Below are 23,900 nucleotides of genomic sequence, written 5' to 3'. Positions count from 1 at the left end.
GGTCCGCGTGGTCCGGGACGCGCGGTGCGGTGGTGCTCCTGGACCCTGGGGTCCGGCGAGCCGCGGCTGCTCGCCACCAGCTGTTCGGCCCACCGCGGACGTCGCGGAGACCCGACGCGCACGGCGTGGTGGTCCCACGACCGCCTCCGGACTGGCATCATGAGCGGGCCGTCCTCGACGGCCCGACCCGGCCCCGCTGGCCGGCTGCCCTTCCCGGGTGTGGTCCCCCTCGCATGCGGACCCCCGACGTGGACAGCCGGCTGCAGCAGGGGTAAGGTTCTCTGTTGCGCTGCCCCCTGACTGCTTGCCCGCCGAGACGGGTCGCCTGGGGTGCCCGGGGGACCGTTCTCCGGACGCCCGCCGACCGTCCGGGCAGGACGAACGCGGACAGCCCCGCCATCACCGCCGACGACGAACAAGCACCCACCGCCCGCACGTCGTGAGGTCCTTGGAAGGACGCATCTTGGCAGGCTCTCGCCCCACCAGCATCAACCCCCGCACGACCGACTCCGGGCCCTACGGCCAGCAGTCACAGGCACCCCAGGCCGGCCCCCGCACCGGTGAGGCCGACCAGCAGAAGATCCCCGGCGCGCCGCTGCGCGTCTCGTTCGCCAAGATCTCCGAGCCGCTCGAGGTGCCGGACCTCCTGGCGCTGCAGACCGCCTCGTTCGACTGGCTCATCGGCAGCCCCGCGTGGCGGGCCACCCTCTCGCCGGAGGAGCAGGCCGACGCCGTGGGCGGGCTGGCCGAGATCCTCGAGGAGATCTCCCCGATCGAGGACTTCAGCGGCTCGATGTCGCTGTCCTTCTCCAACCCGCGCTTCGAGGACGTCAAGGCGTCCCTCGAGGAGTGCAAGGACAAGGACATGACCTACGCGGCGCCGCTGTTCGTCACCGCCGAGTTCATGAACAACACCACCGGCGAGATCAAGAGCCAGACGGTGTTCATGGGCGACTTCCCGATCATGACGAACAAGGGCACGTTCGTCATCAACGGGACCGAGCGCGTCGTCGTCTCGCAGCTGGTCCGCAGCCCGGGCGTCTATTTCGACAAGACCCTGGACAAGACCTCCGACAAGGACGTGTTCAGCGCCAAGGTCATCCCCAGCCGCGGTGCGTGGCTGGAGTTCGACGTCGACAAGCGCGACACCGTCGGCGTCCGCATCGACCGCAAGCGCCGGCAGCCGGTCACCGTGCTGCTCAAGGCGCTGGGCTGGACCGAGGACCGCATCCGCGAGCACTTCCAGTGGTCTCCCACGGTGCTGGCCACCCTGGAGAAGGACCACATCGCCGGTCAGGACGAGGCGCTGCTGGACATCTACCGCAAGCTGCGGCCGGGCGAGCCGCCGACGCGGGAGAGCGCGCAGGCGCTGCTGGAGAACCTGTTCTTCAACGGCAAGCGCTACGACCTGGCCAAGGTGGGCCGCTACAAGGTCAACAAGAAGCTCGGCGTCGACGTGCCGCAAGGCACCCTGACGCTGACCGAGGACGACATCGTCGCCACCATCGAGTACGTGGTGCGCCTGCACGCCGGCGAGCCCGAGCACGGCGTCGACGACATCGACCACTTCGGCAACCGTCGGCTGCGCACCGTCGGCGAGCTGATCCAGAACCAGATCCGGGTCGGCCTCTCCCGCATGGAGCGCGTCGTCCGCGAGCGGATGACGACCCAGGACGTCGAGGCCATCACGCCGCAGACCCTGATCAACATCCGGCCGGTCGTCGCCTCCATCAAGGAGTTCTTCGGCACCAGCCAGCTGTCCCAGTTCATGGACCAGACCAACCCGCTCGCGGGCCTGACCCACAAGCGCCGCCTCTCGGCGCTGGGCCCGGGTGGTCTGTCCCGGGAGCGGGCCGGCATGGAGGTCCGGGACGTGCACCCGAGCCACTACGGCCGGATGTGCCCGATCGAGACGCCGGAAGGCCCGAACATCGGCCTGATCGGCTCGCTGTCGGCCTACGGCCGGGTCAACGCCTTCGGCTTCATCGAGACCCCGTACCGCCGGGTCCAGAACGGCGTCGTCACCGACACGATCGACTACCTGACCGCCGACGAGGAGGACCGCTTCGTCGTCGCCCAGGCCAACTCGCCGCTGGATGCCCAGGGCCGGTTCGCCGAGGACCGCGTCCTGGTCCGCACCAAGGGCGGTGAGGTCGACTACCTCGTCCCGGAGAACGTCGACTACATGGACGTCTCGCCGCGGCAGATGACCTCGGTCGCGACGGCGATGATCCCGTTCCTCGAGCACGACGACGCCAACCGCGCGCTCATGGGCGCGAACATGCAGCGTCAGGCCGTCCCCCTGCTGCGCAGCGAGGCGCCGCTGGTCGGCACCGGCATGGAGCTGCGTGCCGCCGTCGACGCCGGCGACGTCGTCGTGGCGGAGAAGGCCGGCGTGGTCGAGGACTCCACCGCCGACTACGTCACCGTCATGGCCGACGACGGCACCCGGCAGACCTACCGGCTGCTGAAGTTCCGTCGCTCGAACCAGGGCACCTCGATCAACCAGACCCCCGTCGTGGACGAGGGGCAGCGGGTCGAGGTCGGCCAGGTCATCGCCGACGGACCGTGCACCGACCAGGGCGAGATGGCGCTGGGCAAGAACCTGCTCGTCGCCTTCATGCCGTGGGAGGGCCACAACTACGAGGACGCGATCATCCTGTCGCAGCGCCTCGTGCAGGACGACGTCCTGTCCTCGATCCACATCGAGGAGTTCGAGGTCGACGCGCGTGACACCAAGCTCGGTGCCGAGGAGATCACCCGGGACATCCCGAACGTCTCCGAGGAGGTCCTCGCCGACCTCGACGAGCGCGGGATCATCCGCATCGGTGCCGAGGTCGTCCCCGGCGACATCCTCGTCGGCAAGGTCACGCCCAAGGGCGAGACCGAGCTGACCCCCGAGGAGCGGCTGCTGCGGGCGATCTTCGGTGAGAAGGCCCGCGAGGTCCGCGACACCAGCCTCAAGGTCAAGCACGGTGAGTCCGGCAAGGTCATCGGCGTCCGCGTGTTCTCCCGCGAGGACGGCGACGAGCTGCCCGCCGGCGTCAACGAGCTGATCCGGGTCTACGTCGCCCAGATGCGCAAGATCTCCGACGGCGACAAGCTCGCCGGGCGCCACGGCAACAAGGGCGTCATCGCGAAGATCCTGCCGCAGGAGGACATGCCGTTCCTCGAGGACGGCACCCCGGTGGACATCGTCCTGAACCCGCTGGGCGTCCCCGGCCGGATGAACGTCGGCCAGGTCCTGGAGACCCACCTCGGGTGGGTCGCCAAGTCCGGCTGGCAGGTCGAGGGCACCCCGGAGTGGGCGGCCAACCTGCCCGACGCCGCCCGTGCCGCCGACCCGGGCACCCGGACGGCGACGCCGGTGTTCGACGGCGCCCGCGAGGAGGAGATCGTCGGCCTGCTCGGCTCGACGATCCCGAACCGCGACGGCAACCGGATGGTGCAGCCCACCGGCAAGGCGCGGCTGTTCGACGGCCGCTCCGGGGAGCCCTTCCCCGAGGCGATCTCGGTCGGCTACGTCTACATCCTGAAGCTGCTGCACCTGGTCGACGACAAGATCCACGCCCGGTCGACCGGCCCGTACTCGATGATCACGCAGCAGCCGCTGGGTGGTAAGGCGCAGTTCGGTGGCCAGCGCTTCGGTGAGATGGAGTGCTGGGCGATGCAGGCCTACGGCGCGGCCTACGCCCTGCAGGAGCTGCTCACCATCAAGTCCGACGACATCCTCGGCCGCGTCAAGGTGTACGAGGCGATCGTCAAGGGCGAGAACATCCCCGAGCCGGGCATCCCGGAGTCGTTCAAGGTGTTGCTCAAGGAGCTCCAGTCGCTCTGCCTGAACGTGGAGGTCCTCTCCGGCGACGGCCAGGCGATCGAGCTGCGCGACACCGACGACGAGGTCTTCCGGGCCGCGGAGGAGCTGGGCATCGACCTGTCCCGCCGCGAGCCGTCGTCCGTCGAGGACGTGTGATCGGCCGCCGGCCGGCCCCCAGCAGCGGGGCCGGCCGGTGCCCCCCAACGACCATCAGCAGGAAGTGCAGTAACCGAGCCCCGGGAAAGGGGTCCACTCAGTGCTCGACGTCAACTTCTTCGACGAGCTCCGCATCGGTCTTGCCAGCGGCGACGACATCCGTCAGTGGTCGCACGGTGAGGTGAAGAAGCCCGAGACCATCAACTACCGGACGCTGCGTCCGGAGAAGGACGGTCTCTTCTGCGAGAAGATCTTCGGTCCCACGCGGGACTGGGAGTGCTACTGCGGCAAGTACAAGCGCGTCCGCTTCAAGGGCATCATCTGCGAGCGCTGCGGCGTCGAGGTGACCCGCGCCAAGGTGCGTCGTGAGCGGATGGGCCACATCGAGCTGGCCGCGCCGGTCACCCACATCTGGTTCTTCAAGGGCGTCCCCTCGCGCCTGGGCTACCTGCTCGACCTGGCGCCCAAGGACCTCGAGAAGATCATCTACTTCGCGGCCTACCTGATCACCTCGGTCGACGACGAGACGCGCCACCGCGACCTCCCGACCATCGAGGCCGAGATCAGCGCGGAGAAGCACAACCTCGAGAGCCGCCGCGACGCCGACGTGGAGGCCCGCCAGCAGAAGCTGGAGGCCGACCTCGCCGAGCTCGAGGCCGAGGGCGCCAAGTCCGACGTCCGCCGCAAGGTGCGCGAGGGCGGCGAGCGCGAGATGCGCCAGCTGCGCGACCGCGCCCAGCGGGAGATCGACCGCCTCGAGGAGGTGCTCGACACCTTCCGCAAGCTCGAGGTCAAGCAGCTCATCGCCGACGAGGGCCTCTACCGCGAGCTGCGGGACCGCTTCGGTGAGTACTTCGAGGGCGGCATGGGTGCCGCGGCGCTGCAGAAGCTGCTCGCCGACTTCGACCTCGACGCCGAGGCCACCTCGCTGCGCGAGACCATCCGCAGCGGCAAGGGCCAGCGCAAGCTGCGGGCCCTCAAGCGGCTGAAGGTTGTCGCGGCGTTCCAGCAGACGCGCAACTCGCCCATGGGCATGGTGCTCGACTGCGTCCCGGTCATCCCGCCGGACCTGCGCCCGATGGTGCAGCTCGACGGTGGCCGCTTCGCCACCAGCGACATGAACGACCTGTACCGCCGCGTGATCAACCGGAACAACCGCCTGAAGCGGCTGCTCGACCTCGGGGCCCCCGAGATCATCGTGAACAACGAGAAGCGGATGCTCCAGGAGTCCGTCGACGCGCTGTTCGACAACGGCCGTCGCGGCCGGCCGGTCACCGGCCCGGGCAACCGTCCGCTCAAGTCCCTGAGCGACCTGCTCAAGGGCAAGCAGGGCCGGTTCCGCCAGAACCTGCTCGGCAAGCGCGTCGACTACTCCGGCCGTTCGGTCATCGTCGTCGGCCCGCAGCTGAAGCTGCACCAGTGCGGCCTGCCCAAGCAGATGGCCCTGGAGCTGTTCAAGCCCTTCGTGATGAAGCGGCTGGTCGACCTCAACCACGCGCAGAACATCAAGTCCGCCAAGCGGATGGTGGAGCGCGCGCGGCCGGTCGTGTGGGACGTGCTCGAGGAGGTCATCACCGAGCACCCGGTGCTGCTGAACCGGGCGCCGACGCTGCACCGCCTGGGCATCCAGGCCTTCGAGCCGCAGCTGGTCGAGGGCAAGGCCATCCAGATCCACCCGCTCGTCTGCACCGCGTTCAACGCGGACTTCGACGGTGACCAGATGGCGGTGCACCTGCCGCTGTCGGCCGAGGCGCAGGCCGAGGCCCGGATCCTGATGCTGTCCAGCAACAACATCCTGAGCCCGGCCGACGGTCGTCCGATCACCGCGCCGACCCAGGACATGGTGCTGGGCCTGTACCACCTGACCACCCTGGTGCCCAGCCGGCACGAGGCCGACGGCGGTCCGCCGGCGGCCTACGGCTCGACCGCCGAGGCGATCATGGCGTTCGACAAGGGCGCGCTGGGTCTGCAGGAGCGGGCGCTCATCCGCCTCGACGAGGTGTTCGGCGTCGACAACGGCAAGGTCAACGAGCCGTGGGAGCAGCCGGAGGACTGGACCCCCGGTCAGCCGGCGCTGGTCCGGACCAGCCTCGGCCGGGTGCTGTTCAACGAGGCCCTGCCCGAGGACTACCGCTTCGTCAACTACCAGGTGCCGAAGAAGGAGCTCGGGGCGATCGTCAACGACCTCGCCGAGCGCTACCCCAAGGTGCAGGTCGCGGCGACGCTGGACGCCCTGAAGTCGGCCGGCTTCCGCTGGGCCACCCGCTCGGGCGTCACGATCGCCATCGACGACGTCGTGACCCCGCCGGCCAAGCAGGAGATCCTCGACCGGCACGAGAACGAGGCCCGGCAGATCGAGCGCCAGTACGAGCGCGGCGTCATCACCGACGCCGAGCGTCGTGGCGAGCTGATCGAGATCTGGACCCGCGCGCGGGCCGAGGTCAGCCAGGCGATGGTGGACAACTTCCCGACCACCAACCCGGTCTGGGTCATGGTCAACTCGGGCGCCCGAGGCAACATGATGCAGATCAGCCAGATCGCCGGTATGCGCGGCCTGGTGGCCAACCCGAAGGGCGAGATCATCCCGCGGCCGATCAAGGCCAACTTCCGGGAGGGTCTGTCCGTGCTGGAGTACTTCATCTCCACGCACGGCGCCCGCAAGGGTCTGGCGGACACGGCGCTGCGCACCGCGGACTCCGGGTACCTCACCCGCCGGCTAGTCGACGTCTCCCAGGACGTCATCATCCGCGAGGAGGACTGCGGCACCGACCGCGGCGTGTTCATGCCGATCGCGACCTCGGTGGACGGCGTGCTCACCCGTGACCCGCACGCGGAGACCAGCGTCTACGCCCGTGCACTGGCCGCCGACGTGACGGCCGAGGACGGCACGCTGATCGCCCAGGCGGGTTCCGACCTGGGTGACGTACTGATCAGCCAGCTGGTCGACGCCGGTGTCTCGGAGGTCAAGGTCCGCTGCGTCCTGACCTGCGAGTCGCTGCTCGGCACCTGCGCCACCTGCTACGGCCGGTCCCTCGCGACCGGCAAGCTGGTGGACGTCGGCGAGGCGGTCGGCATCATCGCCGCCCAGTCGATCGGTGAGCCCGGCACCCAGCTGACGATGCGCACCTTCCACACCGGGGGTGTCGCGGGTGAGGACATCACCCACGGTCTGCCGCGCGTGGTGGAGCTCTTCGAGGCCCGCGTCCCCAAGGGCAAGGCCCCGATCGCCGAGCTGGCCGGCACCGTCCGCATCGAGGACGGCGAGCAGTTCCGCAAGCTCACGATCACCCCGGACGACGGCTCCGACGAGGTCGTCTACGACAAGCTGTCGCGTCGGTCGCGGCTGCGCGTCGAGGACGGCGCCCACGTCGAGGTCGGCGAGCAGCTCACCGAGGGTGCGGTGGACCCGCACGAGGTGCTGCGGATCATGGGCCCGCGCGAGGTGCAGCTGCACCTGGTGCGCGAGGTGCAGGAGGTCTACCGCAGCCAGGGCGTGTCGATCCACGACAAGCACATCGAGGTGATCATCCGCCAGATGCTTAAGCGCGTGACCATCATCGACTCGGGCGCCACGGAGTTCCTCCCCGGTGCGCTGGTCGAGCGGACGCTGTTCGAGACCGAGAACCGTCGGGTCGTCGCCGAGGGCAACGAGCCGGCCTCGGCCCGCCCGGTGCTCATGGGCATCACCAAGGCCTCGCTCGCGACCGAGTCGTGGCTGTCGGCCGCCTCCTTCCAGGAGACGACCAAGGTGCTCACCGACGCCGCGATCCAGGGCAAGAGCGACAGCCTGCTCGGCCTCAAGGAGAACGTGATCATCGGGAAGCTGATCCCGGCCGGTACCGGCATCAGCCGCTACCGGAACATCACGGTCGAGCCGACCGAGGAGGCCCGCGCCGCCGTGTACACGATGGCCGGGTACGACGACGGGCAGTACTACAGCCCGGACGTCTTCGGTCAGGGCAGCGGCGAGGCCGTGCGCCTGGAGGAGTACGACTGGCGGGGCTGAGGGAGGACCTCCCTCCCCCCACCGCTCGCACGCTCGCGGTGGGGCCCTGAGGGAGGCCGTTCCAGCAACGTGAGGAGGGCCCCGCAGGCGAACGCCTGCGGGGCCCTCTGCGCTGTCCGGCGCCCACGGTGACCAGCCAGGGCGGCGCCCCGGCGGTCGTCGCCCCTCTGTCACGTGACGGAAGCGGCTGCGCTCACCGGTCAACGACCTTCCGCATGGTCTCGACCGTCCGCAGCCGGCTCTCGGGGCTGTCGTCGAGGGGCTGCAGCAGCAGCGTGGTGACGCCGGCCTCCCGGAAGGCGGCGACGCGTTCGGCGACGTGCGACTCGGGGCCGACCAGGGACACCGCCCGCACGAGCTCCTCGGGGACGACGGCGGCCGCCTCGTCCTTCCTGCCGTCGAGGTACAGGTCCTGGATGGTGCGGGCCTCGTCCTCGTAGCCGTACCGCCAGGCCAGGTCGTTGTAGAAGTTCCTGCCGCGCGCACCCATGCCGCCGATGTAGAGCGCCAGCTGTGGCCGGACCAGGTCCAGCATGGGCTCCACGTCGTCCCCGATGGCGACCGGGACGCCGACCACGATCTGCAGGTCACCCAGGGCCGGGTCCCGCGCGGCCTTCCCTGCGGCCAGCGAGTCCCCCCACACGGAGCCCGCCCGCTCCGGCATGAAGAAGATCGGCTCCCACGCCTCGGCGATCTCGGCGGCCAGCTCGACGTTCTTGGGGCCGAGGGCGGCGAGCATGACCGGGATCCGGTCGCGCACCGGGGTGTTGATGAGCTTGAGCGGCTTGCCCAGGCCGGTGCCCTGCTCCGCCGGCAGCGGGACCGTGTACTTGGGGCCCTCGTGGACCAGCCGCTCCCGGCGCCACACCTGCCGGCAGATCTCCACGACCTCGCGGGTGCGCTGCAGCGGCGCGTCGTAGGGGACGCCGTGCCAGCCCTCGATGACCTGGGGGCCGGAGGCGCCGAGCCCGAGGGTGAAGCGGCCGTCGGAGACGAAGTCCAGGCCGGCGGCGGTCATGGCCGTCAGGGCAGGGGTGCGGCTGTAGATCGGGAAGATCCCGCTCATCAGCTCGACCCGGTCGGTCACCGCGGCCAGGTAGCCCAGCTGGCTGACGGCGTCGAAGGTGTAGACCTCCGCGACCGTCGCGAGGTCGAGGCCCGCCGACTCGAGCTCACGGATCTCCGCGGCGGTCTGGTGGAACCCCCCGCTGTAGCTGGCCTGGATGCCGATGCGCACGTCCACTCCTCGGGTCGACGGCGCCACCGTTGGCGCCGCCGCCGACCGTATCGAGTGGTGGTTGAGGTCGGCCCTCCCGCAGGGGCGCACCGCGAGCCTGCGAGGGCCGGGAGGGGGGCGGCCTCCCTGCAGGGGCCCGCCACGGGCCTGCGAGGGGGGCGGGGAGGTCCTCCGTCAGAGCGGGCGGACGACCCCGACGACCTCGGTGACCACCCGGACGCCGTCGACGTCCCCGGGCACGCGTTCGGCCGCGTGCGCGTCGGCCAGGTCGACCTTGACGACGTAACCGCTGTCCCGACGGGCCAGCCCGACACCCACGACCCCCGGATCGGCCGCCAGCCGGTGGCTGAGGGCGCTCTTCGCGGCTCGGGCGGACGCGCGGTCGGTCATGCGCCCATGGTGCCCTGTCGAGCGGCCGGATGACAGGCCGTCGGCCCCGGCCGGGGCCCCGCCCCGGGCCTGCAGACGGGAGGAGGGACGGGCCGCTCCCCTGCAGGGCCCGCCGCGGACTCGCGCGTGGCTGTGGGGCAGGGGAGTCCCCTCGCTAGGAGGCGACCCACCGGAGGTCGAGGACCGACAGCACGGTCGCGAGCGGGTTGGCGAAGGTGACCCCGCCGCCCGCGCGTCCGCCCGTCTCGCTGCCCGCGAAGAGCAGGCCCAGCGGAGCGCGGTCGGCGCTGCGCCAGATGACCGAGCCGCTGTCGCCACCGGCGCTGAAGCCGCCCGTGACGCCGTCGATCTCGAGCTGGTCGTCGAAGGTGTAGATCGCCCGGTCGTACTGGACGGCCACGCCGTCGACCTCGACGGCGCTGACCCGCCCGACGGTGTGACCCGTGGTGCGCCCGACCTTCTCCACCTGGTCGTCGGGCTCGACGTCGTCGACCTGCAGGGGCTCGGCACCGAGCGGCCCCCCGGGCAGCCGGCCCGGCTCCAGGGGCACCTCGGCGTCGACGACCGCCACCGCGGCGTCGACCAGGTTCGCCCGGCCTTCCGCGGTGAACCGCTCGAAGGCCGTCAGCGTGGCCACCCGGTCGGTCGCCGGGTCCCCGCCGTCGGCCGGGCCGGGCTGCAGCACCGGGTCGCCGACCGAGGCGGCGTCGGCGGCGGCCAGCACGTGGTTGTTCGACAGGACGGCGAGCCGGCCGCCGACCCGGACGAAGCCCCCCAGCGTCCCCGCCGAGACCGCGGGGTGCGCGATGGACAGCCCCGGGAACAGCGGCCGCACGCGCTGCTGGAGCTCCTCGGGCGTGGGGGAGGAGAGTGCCCGGACGGCGCCGATGACGCGGACGTCGACCTCCCCGAGCACCGCGTCGTCCAGGCCCGCGAGGAGCACGTCGGCGTCCTCCTTGGCCGCCAGCCGGATGGCCAGGTGCGCCTGACCCGGGGCGACGGGTGCCAGCCCCAGGGCGGGGCGCGCCCACCGCGGGCCGCCGGCGTCGCTGGCCGTCACCGGCTCGGCGGAGCGGGCCAGCCGGGCCGACAGGTGGGCCTTGAGCTCGCGGGCGAGGTCGACGTGCACGGGTCCTCCGGTGGCGGTGGGTGGGCGTCCTGGCACCGACCGTAGGGCCGGGGTCCGACAGTCGCGCGAGGCCGTTCTCCTCGTCCCGGGGTGTCGGGCAGGCGTGCGACCCGTCCCCCGCCGGGAGCCGTTACAGTCGCGCCACCCCCGGCCCGCGCCGGGTCCGTCCGCCGGGAACACGAGGCGCCCCGGACGACGTTGACCCCGGCGTACCCCCCGGTGGACAGGGCTCGACCCCGCCCGCCGAGCTGTGGTGGACCCGGCTTTGACCGGTCTCCGGCACGCGGGTATCGTGGTCAGCCGTGCCCAGGGTGCCCTGGGCCTGCTCCCGTTCGCGGTGCGCCTGCTGACAGGTGGTGGCGCCGAGTCGCGGGGGGCGACCGATCCGGTTCCAACCGCCGGCCGGTCCTGGGGAGGGCGACACGCCCGACCGCGGGGACCGGTGGTGGGTCACGACCGGAGGTGGGTACGGCCCGGCAGGACCGGCACCCGGCACAGCAGAGCACCGTCCACAGCACGACCCAGCGCAGGTAGGAGATCCAGGCCACCCATGCCCACGATCAACCAGCTGGTCCGCAAGGGCCGCGAGGACAAGGTCGAGAAGACCAAGACCCCGGCGCTGAAGGGCTCCCCTCAGCGTCGCGGCGTGTGCACCCGCGTGTACACGACGACGCCGAAGAAGCCGAACTCGGCGCTGCGCAAGGTCGCTCGCGTCCGCCTCACCAGTGGCATCGAGGTGACCGCCTACATCCCGGGCGTCGGCCACAACCTGCAGGAGCACTCGATGGTGCTCGTGCGCGGCGGTCGCGTGAAGGACCTCCCCGGCGTGCGCTACAAGATCATCCGCGGTTCGCTCGACACCCAGGGTGTCCGCAACCGCAAGCAGGCTCGCAGCCGGTACGGCGCGAAGAAGGAGAAGAGCTGACATGCCGCGCAAGGGCCCCGCACCGCGCCGCCCGCTGGTCGCCGACCCGGTGTACCAGTCACCGCTGGTGACCCAGCTGGTCAACAAGGTGCTCGTCGACGGCAAGCGCTCGGTCGCCGAGGCGATCGTCTACGGCGCCCTCGAGGGCTGCCGCACCAAGACCGACACCGACCCGGTCGTCACCCTCAAGCGTGCGCTGGACAACGTCAAGCCGGCCCTCGAGGTCCGCAGCCGCCGCGTCGGTGGTGCGACCTACCAGGTCCCGGTCGAGGTCCGCGCCTCGCGCAGCACCACCCTCGGCCTGCGCTGGCTGATCCAGTACAGCCGGGCCCGCCGCGAGAAGACCATGACCGAGCGGCTGATGAACGAGCTGCTCGACGCGAGCAACGGTCTCGGTGCCGCGGTGAAGCGTCGCGAGGACACCCACAAGATGGCCGAGTCCAACAAGGCCTTCGCGCACTACCGCTGGTAAGTGCCACCCCGGCCGGCTCTGCCGGCCCCCGCGGCCGGCGGGCGCTCCGGGCCACCACCCGGACCCCGTACGCGGACCCGATCCACAGAGGAGAGATCCATGGCCGACACCCAGGCCACCCTCGCCAAGACCCGCAACATCGGGATCATGGCGCACATCGACGCCGGCAAGACCACGACGACCGAGCGCATCCTCTTCTACACCGGTATCAACTACAAGATCGGTGAGGTCCACGACGGCGCGGCCACGATGGACTGGATGGAGCAGGAGCAGGAGCGCGGCATCACCATCACGTCCGCCGCGACGAAGTGCACCTGGAACGGCCACGACATCAACATCATCGACACCCCCGGGCACGTCGACTTCACCGTCGAGGTGGAGCGGTCGCTGCGGGTGCTCGACGGTGCGGTGGCGGTCTACGACGGTGTCGCCGGCGTGGAGCCGCAGACCGAGCAGGTCTGGCGGCAGGCGGAGAAGTACGGCGTCCCGCGCATGTGTTTCGTCAACAAGCTCGACCGGACCGGCGCGAACTTCTTCCGCTGCGTCGACATGATGGTCGAGCGGCTGGGCGCCAACCCGCTGGTGCTGCAGCTGCCGATCGGTGCCGAGGCCGACTTCATCGGTGTCGTGGACCTGGTGCAGATGCGCGCGCTCACCTGGCGCGGCGAGACCGCCATGGGTGAGGACTACTCGGTCGAGGAGATCCCGGCCGACCTCGCCGACCAGGCCGCCGAGTACCGCGAGAAGCTGCTCGAGGGCATCGCCGACTTCGACGACGAGCTCATGGAGGCCTACCTCGGTGGCGAGGAGATCTCCGTCGACCGGCTGAAGGCCGCGATCCGCAAGGCGACCATCGCCGCGCAGGTCAACCCGGTCCTCACCGGGACGGCGTTCAAGAACAAGGGCATCCAGCCCCTGCTCGACGCCGTCACCGACTACCTCCCCAGCCCGCTGGACGTCGAGGCGATCGTCGGCACCGCGCTGGACGGCGAGACCGAGGTCCTCCGGCACGCCGACGAGAGCGAGCCGTTCTCGGCGCTGGCCTTCAAGATCCAGACCGACCAGCACCTCGGCAAGCTGACCTACGTCCGCGTGTACTCGGGCAAGCTCTCCTCCGGGTCCCCGGTGCTCAACAGCACCAAGGACCGCAAGGAGCGGATCGGCAAGATCTACCAGATGCACGCGAACAAGCGCGAGGAGCGCGAGGGCGTGGGCGCCGGTCAGATCGTGGCGGTCGTCGGCCTGAAGCAGACGACCACGGGTGACACGCTCTGCGACCCGCAGAACCCGGTCATCCTGGAGTCGATGACCTTCCCCGCGCCGGTCATCTCGGTCGCCATCGAGCCGAAGACCAAGAGCGACCAGGAGAAGCTCGGCACGGCCATCCAGAAGCTGGCCGAGGAGGACCCGACCTTCCAGGTGCGGCTCGACGAGGAGACCGGCCAGACGGTCATCTCCGGCATGGGCGAGCTCCACCTGGAGATCCTCGTCGACCGCATGCGGCGCGAGTTCAAGGTCGAGGCCAACGTCGGCAAGCCGCAGGTCGCGTACCGCGAGACGATCCGCAAGGCCGTCGAGAAGTACGACTACACCCACAAGAAGCAGACCGGTGGGTCGGGTCAGTTCGCGAAGGTCCAGGTCACCCTGGCGCCGCTGGAGATCAGCGGGGACTCGGCGACCTACGAGTTCGAGAACGCCGTCACCGGTGGTCGCATCCCGAGGGAGTACATCCCCTCGGTCGACCAGGGCATCCAGGACGCCATGCAGTACGGCATCCTGGCCGGCTACCCGGTCGTGGGTGTCAAGGCCACGCTGATCGACGGCCAGTACCACGAGGTCGACTCCTCGGAGATGGCCTTCAAGATCGCCGGCTCGATGGTCTTCAAGGAGGCCGCCCGCAAGGCCAGCCCGGCCCTGCTCGAGCCGATGATGGCCGTCGAGGTCGTCACGCCCGAGGACTACATGGGCGACGTCATCGGCGACCTGAACTCCCGGCGCGGGATGATCCAGGCGATGGAGGAGCGCTCCGGCGCCCGCGTCGTCCGGGCCCTGGTCCCGCTCTCGGAGATGTTCGGCTACGTGGGCGACCTGCGCAGCCGCACCCAGGGGCGGGCGAGCTACACCATGGTGTTCGACTCGTACGCCGAGGTCCCGCAGAACGTCGCCAAGGAGATCATCGCCAAGGCGACCGGCGAGTGACCCGCCGGGCGGGGGTACTCCCCGCCCGGCCCCCAGCAAGCCCACCCCAGAGATCGCGCACGACTGCGACACCACGAGGAGAGGAACCCAGTGGCCAAGGCCAAGTTCGAGCGGACCAAGCCGCACGTCAACATCGGCACCATCGGGCACATCGACCACGGCAAGACCACGCTGACCGCGGCGATCACCAAGGTGCTGCACGACAAGTACCCGGACCTCAACGAGGCGTCGGCCTTCGACCAGATCGACAAGGCGCCCGAGGAGAAGGCCCGCGGCATCACGATCTCGATCGCCCACGTCGAGTACCAGACGGAGAACCGTCACTACGCGCACGTCGACTGCCCCGGGCACGCCGACTACATCAAGAACATGATCACCGGTGCGGCGCAGATGGACGGCGCCATCCTGGTGGTCGCCGCGACCGACGGCCCGATGCCGCAGACCAAGGAGCACGTCCTCCTGGCCCGCCAGGTCGGCGTCCCCTACATCGTCGTGGCGCTCAACAAGGCCGACATGGTCGACGACGAGGAGATCCTCGAGCTCGTCGAGCTCGAGGTCCGCGAGCTGCTCTCCGAGTACGAGTTCCCGGGCGACGACGTCCCCGTGGTCCGCGTCTCGGCGCTCAAGGCCCTCGAGGGCGACGCCGAGTGGGGCGACAAGCTCATGGAGCTCATGAACGCCGTCGACACGGCGATCCCCGAGCCGCAGCGTGAGATCGACAAGCCGTTCCTCATGCCGGTCGAGGACGTCTTCACCATCACCGGTCGCGGCACCGTCGTCACCGGTCGCGTCGAGCGCGGCATCGTCAAGGTCTCCGAGGAGATCGAGATCGTCGGCATCCGCCCGAACTCGACCAAGACGACCGTCACCGGTGTCGAGATGTTCCGCAAGCTGCTCGACCAGGGCCAGGCCGGCGACAACGTGGGTCTGCTGCTCCGCGGCATCAAGCGCGAGGACGTCGAGCGCGGTCAGGTCGTCGTGAAGCCGGGCTCGATCACCCCGCACACGAACTTCGAGGGTTCGGTCTACATCCTCTCGAAGGACGAGGGTGGTCGTCACACGCCCTTCTTCAACAACTACCGTCCGCAGTTCTACTTCCGGACGACCGACGTCACCGGCGTCGTGACCCTGCCGGCCGGCACCGAGATGGTCATGCCGGGCGACAACACCGAGATGACGGTCGAGCTCATCCAGCCGATCGCCATGGAGGAGGGCCTGCGGTTCGCCATCCGTGAGGGTGGCCGCACCGTCGGCGCCGGTCGCGTCACCAAGATCATCAAGTAACACCCTCCGACGGGCGGCGGCGCACCCCTGCGCCGCCGCCCGTCCCGGGTGGTCGCGTGTGTGTGCACGGCCACCCATCCCGCTGGGGCCCGACCGGATGACGGTCAGGACCTCCCGGCGTTCCCCAGCTACGAACGAACACCGATCGGCAGGAGCAGAAGACAGCGATGGCGGGACAGAAGATCCGCATCCGGCTGAAGGCCTACGACCACGAGGCGATCGACGCCTCGGCGCGGCGCATCGTCGAGACGGTGACCAAGACCGGTGCGCGCGTCGTCGGCCCGGTGCCGCTGCCGACGGAGAAGAACGTGTACTGCGTCATCCGCTCGCCGCACAAGTACAAGGACTCGCGCGAGCACTTCGAGATGCGTACGCACAAGCGCCTCATCGACATCCTCGACCCGACGCCGAAGACGGTCGACGCGCTCATGCGCATCGACCTGCCGGCCTCGGTCGACGTCAACATCCAGTAAGGGCAGTCAGCAGACATGGCGAGCACATTCCGCGGACTCCTCGGCGAGAAGCTGGGCATGACCCAGGTCTTCGACGAGAACAACCGCATCGTGCCGGTGACCGTCGTCAAGGCGGGCCCGTGTGTGGTGACCCAGGTGCGCACCCCCGAGGTCGACGGCTACTCCGCCGTCCAGCTCGGCTTCGGCGAGATCGACCCGCGCAAGGTGAACAGGCCCGAGGGCGGGCACTTCACCAAGGCGGGCGTCACGCCGCGACGCCACCTGGTGGAGCTGCGCACGAAGGACGCGTCGGAGTACACGGTCGGCCAGGAGCTGACCGCTGAGGTCTTCGACGGCGTGGCCAAGGTCGACGTCATCGGCACCAGCAAGGGCAAGGGCACGGCCGGCGTCATGAAGCGCCACGGCTTCAAGGGTCTCGGCGCCGCGCACGGCACCCAGCGCAAGCACCGGTCGCCCGGTTCCATCGGCGGGGCCTCGACCCCCGGCCGCGTCTTCAAGGGCCTGCGCATGGCCGGCCGCATGGGCGCCGTCAAGACGACGACCCTGTCGCTGACCGTCCACAAGGTGGACGCCGAGCGCGGGCTGCTGCTGATCAAGGGCGCGATCCCCGGTCCGAAGGGCGGCCTCGTGCTCGTTCGCTCGGCCGTCAAGGGTGGCCCCGTGGGGAGTGAGAACCAGTGACCACGTCCACCAACGGCGGGGCGACCGACACCCGGACCGACCGGCAGGTCGACGTCCGCACCCCGGCGGGGGAGACCTCCGGCAGCGTGACGCTGCCCGGTGAGCTCTTCGACGCGTCGGCCAACGTCTCGCTGATGCACCAGGTCGTGGTGGCCCAGCTGGCCGCCGCGCGCCAGGGCACGCACGCGACGAAGACCCGCGGCCAGGTCAGCGGCGGTGGCATCAAGCCGTACCGGCAGAAGGGCACCGGCCGCGCGCGGCAGGGCTCCATCCGGGCCCCGCAGTTCACCGGCGGTGGCACCGTCCACGGCCCGCAGCCGCGGGACTACTCGCAGAAGACGCCGAAGAAGATGAAGGCCGCCGCGCTCCGCGGCGCGCTCTCCGACCGGGCCCGCGAGAACCGCGTGCACGTGGTCAGCACCTTCGTCGACGGCGACGCCCCGAGGACCAAGGCCGCGCTGGCGACCCTCGAGTCCATCACCCGGGCCAAGCGGGTCCTCGTGGTCCTCGACCGCGACGACGTCCTCAACTGGGTGAGCCTGCGCAACGTGCCGCAGGTGCACCTGCTCGAGGCGGGCCAGCTCAACACCTACGACGTGCTGGTGGCCGACGAGGTCGTCTTCACCGAGGCCGCGCTGGCCGAGTTCGTCGCCAGTCCGGCCAAGGGCCGCGGGGTCACCAAGCCCGACCTGACGACGCCGGACATCCCGGGCGCCATCCCGTCGATCCAGGGCGAGGGGACGACCGACCTCGACCTGGGCGAGAGCCCGGCCGAGCCGGCCCCAGAGACGACGTCCGCCGCGAGGACTGCCGCACCTGCGGCCACCACGGCGCAGGAGGCCGCTCCGGCCACCGCCGCCGAGGCCGCCGCGGCTCCGGTCGCGCAGGCCGAGGTCGCCAACGCCGGCGCCGACGCCACGCCGCCCACCGAGGACGGCACCACCGACGCGACCCCCGAGGAGAAGGCATGAGCGTCCGCGACCCCCGGGACGTCCTGCTGTCCCCGGTCATCTCGGAGAAGAGCTACGGGCTGCTCGACGAGAATCAGTACACGTTCGTCGTCCTGCCCGAGGCCAACAAGACGCAGATCAAGATCGCGGTCGAGCAGGTCTTCAACGTGAAGGTCCTCGGCGTGAACACGATCAACCGCCAGGGCAAGCGCAAGCGCAGCAAGGGCAACAAGCTCGGCAAGCGCAAGGACACCAAGCGCGCCATCGTCTCGCTGGCGCCCGGCGACCGCATCGAGATCTTCGGTGGTCCCGGCGCCTGAGCGCCCGGACCGATCGGACCAGAGACAGAGGAACTGAGTCAGCAATGGCTATCCGCAAGTACAAGCCGACGACGCCGGGCCGCCGCGGCTCCAGCGTCGCCGACTTCGCCGAGGTCACCCGCGACCATCCCGAGAAGTCGCTGGTCCGGCCGCTGCACGGTCGCGGCGGGCGCAACGTCCACGGGAAGGTCACCGCTCGACACCAGGGCGGCGGGCACAAGCGCGCCTACCGGGTGATCGACTTCCGCCGGGCCGACAAGGACGGTGTGCCGGCCAAGGTCGCGCACATCGAGTACGACCCGAACCGCACCTCGCGCATCGCGCTGCTGCACTTCGCCGACGGCGAGAAGCGCTACATCATCGCGCCGGCGCGGCTGAGGCAGGGCGACACGGTGGAGTGCGGCCCGGCGGCCGACATCAAGCCGGGCAACAACCTGCCGCTGCGCAACATCCCCGTCGGCACGGTGGTCCACGCCATCGAGCTCCGGCCGGGTGGCGGCGCCAAGATCGCCCGCTCCGCGGGAACGAGCGTCCAGCTGGTCGCCCGTGAGGGCCGGCTCGCGCAGCTGCGCATGCCGTCCGGGGAGATCCGCAACGTCGACGTCCGCTGCCGCGCGACCGTCGGCGAGGTGGGCAACGCCGAGCAGTCGAACATCAACTGGGGCAAGGCCGGCCGCATGCGGTGGAAGGGCAAGCGCCCGACCGTCCGCGGTGTCGCCATGAACCCGGTGGACCACCCGCACGGTGGTGGTGAGGGCAAGACCTCCGGTGGTCGCCACCCGGTGAACCCGAAGGGCAAGCCGGAGGGCCGCACGCGCAAGCGCAAGGCCAGTGACGCCCTGATCGTGCGCCGCCGGCGCACCAACAAGAAGCGCTGAGCGGGTAGAGGAGTCCGACAGACATGCCACGCAGCCTGAAGAAGGGCCCGTTCGTCGACGACCACCTGCTCAAGAAGGTGGACGCCCAGAACGACAAGGGCACCAAGAACGTCATCCGGACCTGGTCGCGTCGTTCGACGATCATCCCGGACATGCTCGGCCACACGATCGCCGTCCACGACGGCCGCAAGCACGTCCCGGTCTTCGTGACCGAGGCGATGGTCGGGCACAAGCTCGGCGAGTTCGCGCCCACCCGCACCTTCCGTGGGCACGTGAAGGACGACCGCCGGTCCCGGCGCGGCTGACCAGGTAGAGAGAGATTCCCATGACATCCCAGCTGGGAGAGGAGACGCAGACCGCCCGGGCCACCGCCCGGTTCGTCCGCGTCACCCCCATGAAGGCACGCCGGGTGGTGGACCTCATCCGCTACCTGCCGACCGACGAGGCCCTGGCCCTGCTGCGCTACGCGCCGCAGTCGGCCAGCGAGCCGGTCCTCAAGGTGGTCGCCAGCGCGGTGGCCAACGCCGAGCACAACCTGCGGCTCGACCCGGCCGCGCTGGTCGTCAGCGCCGCCTACGTCGACGAGGGCCCCACGCTCAAGCGGATCCGTCCGCGGGCGCAGGGCCGCGCCTACCGCATCAACAAGCGGACCTGCCACATCACCGTCGAGGTCGCGGAGGTCTCCTCCAGCACCGACCTCGCCGGCAAGTCGCGCACGGCCCGCCGCCGCACCGGCCAGTCCGGGCCGGCCGCCCAGCAGACAGGGCTGCAGCAGAGCAACACGAGGGGAGGGACCCGCTAGTGGGTCAGAAGGTCAACCCGCACGGGTTCCGACTGGGCATCACCACCGACTACAAGTCCCGGTGGTACGCCGACAAGCTGTACAAGGACTACGTCAAGGAAGACGTGGCCATCCGCAAGCTCATGTCCAAGGGCATGGAGCGGGCCGGCATCTCCAAGGTGGAGATCGAGCGCACCCGTGACCGGGTCCGCGTCGACATCCACACCGCCCGGCCGGGCATCGTCATCGGCCGCCGCGGCGCGGAGGCCGACCGCATCCGCGGGGAGCTCGAGAAGCTCACCGGCAAGCAGGTGCAGCTGAACATCCTCGAGGTCAAGAACCCCGAGGCCGACGCGCAGCTGGTCGCCCAGGGCGTCGCCGAGCAGCTCTCCAGCCGGGTCAGCTTCCGCCGTGCCATGCGCAAGGCCATGCAGTCGGCCCAGCGCAGCCCGCAGGTCAAGGGCATCCGGGTGCAGTGCTCCGGTCGCCTGGGCGGCACCGAGATGAGCCGGTCGGAGTTCTACCGCGAGGGCCGGGTGCCGCTGCACACCCTCCGGGCGAACATCGACTACGGCATCTACGAGGCCCGGACCACCTTCGGCCGCATCGGCGTGAAGGTCTGGATCTACAAGGGCGACGTCAGTGGCTCGCGTGCCGAGCGCGAGGCCCTCGAGGCCCTGGCCGCGCGCCAGCAGCGCCGTGAGCGGGCCCAGCGCCCGCAGCGCCGCTCCGGCTCGTCGGGCACCACCGCCGGCGGGACCGAGGCAGGCCGCGCCGCCGCGTCCTCGACCGGTCCAGCCACGGACACCGCCGACAGCGCGGTGGCCGTGACCTCCGGCGAGGTCGCTCCCGAGCAGACCGTCGCCGAGGCCGCTGGCGCCGAGGCCACCGCTGCGGCCGAGAACACGGCCGCGCAGAACCCCACGGAGGGCTGACACGTGCTGATCCCACGGCGCGTCAAGCACCGCAAGCAGCACCACCCGAGCCGTTCGGGTCGTGCCAAGGGCGGGACCGAGATCAACTTCGGTGAGTACGCCATCCAGGCGCTCGAGCCGGCGTACGTGACCAACCGGCAGATCGAGTCCGCTCGTATCGCCATGACCCGCCACATCCGCCGTGGCGGGAAGGTCTGGATCTCCATCTACCCCGACCGTCCGCTGACCAAGAAGCCGGCCGAGACCCGCATGGGTTCCGGTAAGGGTTCGCCGGAGTGGTGGGTCGCCAACGTCAAGCCCGGCCGGATCATGTTCGAGCTGTCGGGCGTGGCCGAGCCGGTGGCCCGCGAGGCCATGCGCCGCGCGATCCACAAGCTGCCGATGAAGTGCCGCTTCATCACTCGTGAAGGAGAGGTGTGATGGCCGCCGGTCTGACCGCTCCCGAGTTGCGTGAGCTCTCCGTCGAGGAGCTCGCCACGCGGCTGCGCGAGTCCAAGGAAGAACTGTTCAACCTGCGGTTCCAGGTGGCCACCGGCCAGCTGGACAACAACCGGCGGCTGCAGACCGTCCGCCGCGACATCGCCCGGATCTACACGATCATGCGCGAGCGCGAGCTGGGCCTCTCGGTCGCCCCGAGCGAGGGTGTGGCATGAGCGAGCCCCAGGAGACGCAGACCGCGTCGGGCCCCGGCCTGGCCGGCCGTGGCTACCGCAAGGTCCGCGAGGGCCTCGTGGTCAGCGACAAGATGGACAAGACGATCGTCGTCGAGGTCGAGGACCGCGTGAAGCACGGCCTCTACGGCAAGGTCATCCGTCGCACCAGCAAGCTGAAGGCCCACGACGAGCAGCAGGTCGCCGGCATCGGTGACCGGGTGCAGATCATGGAGACCCGGCCGACGTCGGCCACCAAGCGGTGGCGGCTGGTCGAGGTCCTCGAGAGGGCCAAGTAGGACCGATCGGGTGCCCTCGTGGCCCCCGTGGGAGGCGCCCTCCGGGGCGGGTCCAGGAGCGAGTACCCTGGACCACTGGCGCGCTCTTGCAGGTGCGCGCTCATCCCGGTACCCGTGCTCGGACGCACCGGCGGCAGACGTCGCCGGTGCGTCCGCACGTGGGTACCGGACAGCCGGTTCACCGTTCCGGCCCGGCTGTCACATCTGAGATCAGGGAGTAGGACGTGATCCAGCAGGAGTCGCGACTGCGGGTCGCCGACAACACCGGTGCGAAGGAGATCCTCTGCATCCGGGTGCTCGGCGGTTCGGGGCGACGCTACGCGGGCATCGGCGACGTCATCGTCGCCACCGTGAAGGACGCGCTGCCGGGAGCGGGGGTCAAGCGGGGCGACGTCGTCAAGGCCGTCGTCGTCCGCACGGCGAAGGAGCGTCGTCGTCCGGACGGCTCCTACATCCGCTTCGACGAGAACGCCGCGGTCATCATCCGCGACAGCGGCGACCCGCGCGGTACGCGCATCTTCGGCCCGGTCGGCCGTGAGCTCCGCGACAAGCGCTTCATGCGGATCATCTCGCTCGCTCCGGAGGTGCTGTGACCATGGCTGCGAAGAAGGACACGACGGCCAAGGCGCCGTCGATGAAGGTGAAGAAGGGCGACACCGTCGTGGTGCTGTCCGGCAAGGACAAGGGCGCCAAGGGCCGGGTGATCGCCGCCTACCCGAAGCTGCAGAAGGTCCTCGTCGAGGGCGTGGGCCGGGTCAAGAAGCACACCCGGATCAGCTCGAACCAGCGTGGTGCCCAGTCGGGCGGGATCGTCACGCAGGAGGCTCCCATCCACGTGAGCAACGTGATGGTGATCGACTCCGAGGACAAGCCGACCCGGGTCGGCTACCGCAAGGACGAGGAAGGCCGCAGCATCCGGGTCTCGCGGCGCACCGGTAAGGACCTCTGACCCCATGAGTGCACCCACCCGTGAGCTGCCCCGCATGCTCGCCCACTACCGCGAGTCCATCGCCCCGGCGCTGCAGTCCGAGTTCGGCTACGAGAACGTCATGCAGATCCCGCGGCTGACGAAGATCGTCGTCAACATGGGCGTCGGCGAGGCCACTCGCGACGCCAAGCTGATGGACGGCGCGGTCCGCGACCTGACCGCCATCACCGGCCAGCGGCCCGCCGTCGTGCGGGCCCGCAAGTCCATCGCGCAGTTCAAGCTGCGCGAGGGCATGCCGATCGGCGCGAAGGTCACCCTCCGCGGCGACCGCATGTGGGAGTTCCTGGACCGGCTGCTGTCGCTGGCCCTGCCCCGCATCCGTGACTTCCGCGGGCTCAACGCCAAGCAGTTCGACGGTCACGGCAACTACACGTTCGGCCTGACCGAGCAGTCGATGTTCCGCGAGATCGACGTCGACAAGATCGACCGTCCGCGTGGCATGGACATCACGCTGGTCACCACCGCCACGAACGACGAGGAGGGTCGCGAGCTCCTCCGCCTGCTGGGCTTCCCGTTCGCCGGCCAGCCCGTCGTGACCACCACCCGCTGAGCGGGGGAGGAGACACCCACATGGCCAAGAAGGCGCTGATCAACAAGGCGGCCCGCAAGCCGAAGTTCGCGGTCCGCGGCTACACGCGGTGCCAGCGGTGCGGTCGTCCGCACTCGGTCTTCCGCAAGTTCGGCCTGTGCCGGATCTGCCTGCGGGAGATGGCGCACGCCGGCGAGCTGCCGGGCGTCAGCAAGTCCAGCTGGTGAAGGACCCCGCTGCCCCCCACGCCTCGTACCTCGGCGCGGGACCCTGCAGCGGGGCCGTTCCATCCACTCACTAACGCACCACCGATCGCCGAGAGGCCCGGTGCCGAGTCCCCGAGACCCGGCGAACGAGGAACCGCGGCGAGAGAGGCAACACCCGACATGACGATGACCGACCCGATCGCGGACATGCTGACGCGGATCCGGAACGCCAACCAGGCGTACCACGACTCCACGACCATGCCGTCGTCCAAGCTGAAGACGCACATCGCCGAGATCCTCCAGCAGGAGGGCTACATCGCCGGCTGGACCGTCAACGAGGTCGAGAAGGACGGCACCACCCGCAAGGAGCTGGTGGTGGACCTCAAGTACGGCCCCAACCGTGAGCGGAGCATCGCCGGCGTCCGGCGCGTCTCCAAGCCCGGTCTGCGGGTGTACGCCAAGTCCACCGCGCTGCCGAAGGTGCTGGGCGGCCTCGGGGTGGCCATCATCTCCACCTCGACGGGGCTGCTGACCGACCGCCAGGCGAACAAGAAGGGCGTGGGTGGGGAAGTCCTCGCCTACGTCTGGTGAGGAG

The 23,900-nt window shown here is 70.2% G+C and carries 25 protein-coding genes; 22 read left to right on the top strand and 3 right to left on the bottom strand.

Translation table 11 applies throughout. The features are described 5' to 3' along the window. Positions 1-463: 463 nt before the first annotated feature. Entirely contained in the window at positions 464-3,973 is a 3,510-nt protein-coding gene (gene rpoB / locus BMW27_RS18485; RefSeq protein WP_091446688.1) for a DNA-directed RNA polymerase subunit beta, read from the top strand. 100 nt (positions 3,974-4,073) lie between these two features. Further along, the gene (locus BMW27_RS18480; protein ID WP_091446687.1) at positions 4,074-7,979 is read left to right on the top strand and encodes a DNA-directed RNA polymerase subunit beta'; all 3,906 of its coding nucleotides are present in this window, start codon (positions 4,074-4,076) and stop codon (positions 7,977-7,979) included. Between the two features lie 193 nt (positions 7,980-8,172). Here the strand turns inward: BMW27_RS18480 and BMW27_RS18475 are convergent, their stop codons facing one another. From BMW27_RS18475 to BMW27_RS18465, 3 genes are all read right to left on the bottom strand, one after another. Next, positions 8,173-9,216, bottom strand: coding sequence for an LLM class F420-dependent oxidoreductase (locus tag BMW27_RS18475; RefSeq protein ID WP_091446685.1), 1,044 nt, complete (start codon positions 9,214-9,216; stop codon positions 8,173-8,175). 174 nt (positions 9,217-9,390) lie between these two features. Next, positions 9,391-9,606 (bottom strand): hypothetical protein, encoded by a 216-nt coding sequence (locus BMW27_RS18470; protein WP_072919054.1) that lies wholly within the window; start codon positions 9,604-9,606, stop codon positions 9,391-9,393. Between the two features lie 154 nt (positions 9,607-9,760). Continuing rightward, entirely contained in the window at positions 9,761-10,735 is a 975-nt protein-coding gene (locus tag BMW27_RS18465) for a chymotrypsin family serine protease (protein WP_091446683.1), read from the bottom strand. A gap of 550 nt (positions 10,736-11,285) precedes the next feature. Here BMW27_RS18465 and rpsL point away from each other — a divergent pair. From rpsL to rpsH, 20 genes are all read left to right on the top strand, one after another. Next, positions 11,286-11,660: a 30S ribosomal protein S12 gene (rpsL, locus tag BMW27_RS18460; protein ID WP_012950487.1), complete on the top strand. Its 375-nt coding sequence runs from the start codon at positions 11,286-11,288 to the stop codon at positions 11,658-11,660. A gap of 1 nt (position 11,661) precedes the next feature. Beyond that, positions 11,662-12,132 carry a 30S ribosomal protein S7 gene (rpsG, locus tag BMW27_RS18455; RefSeq protein WP_012950486.1) on the top strand — a complete coding sequence of 157 codons (471 nt, stop codon included), beginning with the start codon at positions 11,662-11,664 and terminating at the stop codon, positions 12,130-12,132. Positions 12,133-12,231: 99 nt separating this feature from the next. After that, positions 12,232-14,331, top strand: a complete 2,100-nt coding sequence (fusA, locus tag BMW27_RS18450; RefSeq protein WP_091446679.1) for an elongation factor G — start codon at positions 12,232-12,234, stop codon at positions 14,329-14,331. Between the two features lie 90 nt (positions 14,332-14,421). After that, a complete protein-coding gene (gene tuf, locus BMW27_RS18445; protein WP_012950484.1) occupies positions 14,422-15,615 on the top strand; it encodes an elongation factor Tu in 1,194 nt (397 codons plus the stop codon). A gap of 167 nt (positions 15,616-15,782) precedes the next feature. Continuing rightward, complete coding sequence (gene rpsJ / locus BMW27_RS18440; RefSeq protein WP_012950483.1) at positions 15,783-16,088, top strand: 30S ribosomal protein S10; 306 nt, start codon at positions 15,783-15,785, stop codon at positions 16,086-16,088. 15 nt (positions 16,089-16,103) lie between these two features. Then, positions 16,104-16,769 (top strand): 50S ribosomal protein L3, encoded by a 666-nt coding sequence (gene rplC, locus BMW27_RS18435; protein ID WP_091446677.1) that lies wholly within the window; start codon positions 16,104-16,106, stop codon positions 16,767-16,769. Beyond that, positions 16,766-17,740, top strand: a complete 975-nt coding sequence (rplD, locus tag BMW27_RS18430) for a 50S ribosomal protein L4 (RefSeq protein ID WP_091446675.1) — start codon at positions 16,766-16,768, stop codon at positions 17,738-17,740. The genes rplC and rplD overlap by 4 nt, the downstream gene beginning before the upstream one ends. Continuing rightward, positions 17,737-18,039 carry a 50S ribosomal protein L23 gene (gene rplW / locus BMW27_RS18425; protein WP_012950480.1) on the top strand — a complete coding sequence of 101 codons (303 nt, stop codon included), beginning with the start codon at positions 17,737-17,739 and terminating at the stop codon, positions 18,037-18,039. Before rplD ends, rplW begins: the two co-directional genes overlap by 4 nt. Before the next feature lie 44 nt (positions 18,040-18,083). Next, positions 18,084-18,917: a 50S ribosomal protein L2 gene (gene rplB, locus BMW27_RS18420; protein ID WP_091446671.1), complete on the top strand. Its 834-nt coding sequence runs from the start codon at positions 18,084-18,086 to the stop codon at positions 18,915-18,917. 23 nt (positions 18,918-18,940) lie between these two features. Further along, positions 18,941-19,222: a 30S ribosomal protein S19 gene (gene rpsS / locus BMW27_RS18415; RefSeq protein WP_012950478.1), complete on the top strand. Its 282-nt coding sequence runs from the start codon at positions 18,941-18,943 to the stop codon at positions 19,220-19,222. A gap of 20 nt (positions 19,223-19,242) precedes the next feature. Next, positions 19,243-19,719 (top strand): 50S ribosomal protein L22, encoded by a 477-nt coding sequence (rplV, locus tag BMW27_RS18410; protein ID WP_091446667.1) that lies wholly within the window; start codon positions 19,243-19,245, stop codon positions 19,717-19,719. Further along, positions 19,719-20,633: a 30S ribosomal protein S3 gene (gene rpsC, locus BMW27_RS18405; protein ID WP_091446665.1), complete on the top strand. Its 915-nt coding sequence runs from the start codon at positions 19,719-19,721 to the stop codon at positions 20,631-20,633. Before rplV ends, rpsC begins: the two co-directional genes overlap by 1 nt. 3 nt (positions 20,634-20,636) lie before the next feature. Next, positions 20,637-21,053 (top strand): 50S ribosomal protein L16, encoded by a 417-nt coding sequence (rplP, locus tag BMW27_RS18400; protein WP_012950475.1) that lies wholly within the window; start codon positions 20,637-20,639, stop codon positions 21,051-21,053. Continuing rightward, positions 21,053-21,286, top strand: coding sequence for a 50S ribosomal protein L29 (gene rpmC, locus BMW27_RS18395; RefSeq protein WP_012950474.1), 234 nt, complete (start codon positions 21,053-21,055; stop codon positions 21,284-21,286). The genes rplP and rpmC overlap by 1 nt, the downstream gene beginning before the upstream one ends. Continuing rightward, positions 21,283-21,582, top strand: coding sequence for a 30S ribosomal protein S17 (gene rpsQ, locus BMW27_RS18390; RefSeq protein ID WP_012950473.1), 300 nt, complete (start codon positions 21,283-21,285; stop codon positions 21,580-21,582). Before rpmC ends, rpsQ begins: the two co-directional genes overlap by 4 nt. Before the next feature lie 224 nt (positions 21,583-21,806). Beyond that, entirely contained in the window at positions 21,807-22,175 is a 369-nt protein-coding gene (gene rplN, locus BMW27_RS18385; protein ID WP_072919076.1) for a 50S ribosomal protein L14, read from the top strand. 2 nt (positions 22,176-22,177) lie between these two features. Continuing rightward, positions 22,178-22,531 (top strand): 50S ribosomal protein L24, encoded by a 354-nt coding sequence (rplX, locus tag BMW27_RS18380; protein ID WP_425284244.1) that lies wholly within the window; start codon positions 22,178-22,180, stop codon positions 22,529-22,531. Positions 22,532-22,535: 4 nt separating this feature from the next. Then, positions 22,536-23,120, top strand: a complete 585-nt coding sequence (rplE, locus tag BMW27_RS18375; protein WP_091446663.1) for a 50S ribosomal protein L5 — start codon at positions 22,536-22,538, stop codon at positions 23,118-23,120. Positions 23,121-23,140: 20 nt separating this feature from the next. Then, positions 23,141-23,326 carry a type Z 30S ribosomal protein S14 gene (locus BMW27_RS18370; RefSeq protein ID WP_012950469.1) on the top strand — a complete coding sequence of 62 codons (186 nt, stop codon included), beginning with the start codon at positions 23,141-23,143 and terminating at the stop codon, positions 23,324-23,326. A 159-nt stretch (positions 23,327-23,485) separates the two neighbouring features. Further along, complete coding sequence (gene rpsH, locus BMW27_RS18365; RefSeq protein WP_012950468.1) at positions 23,486-23,896, top strand: 30S ribosomal protein S8; 411 nt, start codon at positions 23,486-23,488, stop codon at positions 23,894-23,896. Positions 23,897-23,900 lie beyond the last annotated feature (4 nt).

The organism is Geodermatophilus poikilotrophus (genome assembly GCF_900111455.1).
GTDB lineage: Bacteria > Actinomycetota > Actinomycetes > Mycobacteriales > Geodermatophilaceae > Geodermatophilus > Geodermatophilus poikilotrophus.
This window is presented reverse-complemented; position numbering and strand designations above follow the sequence as displayed.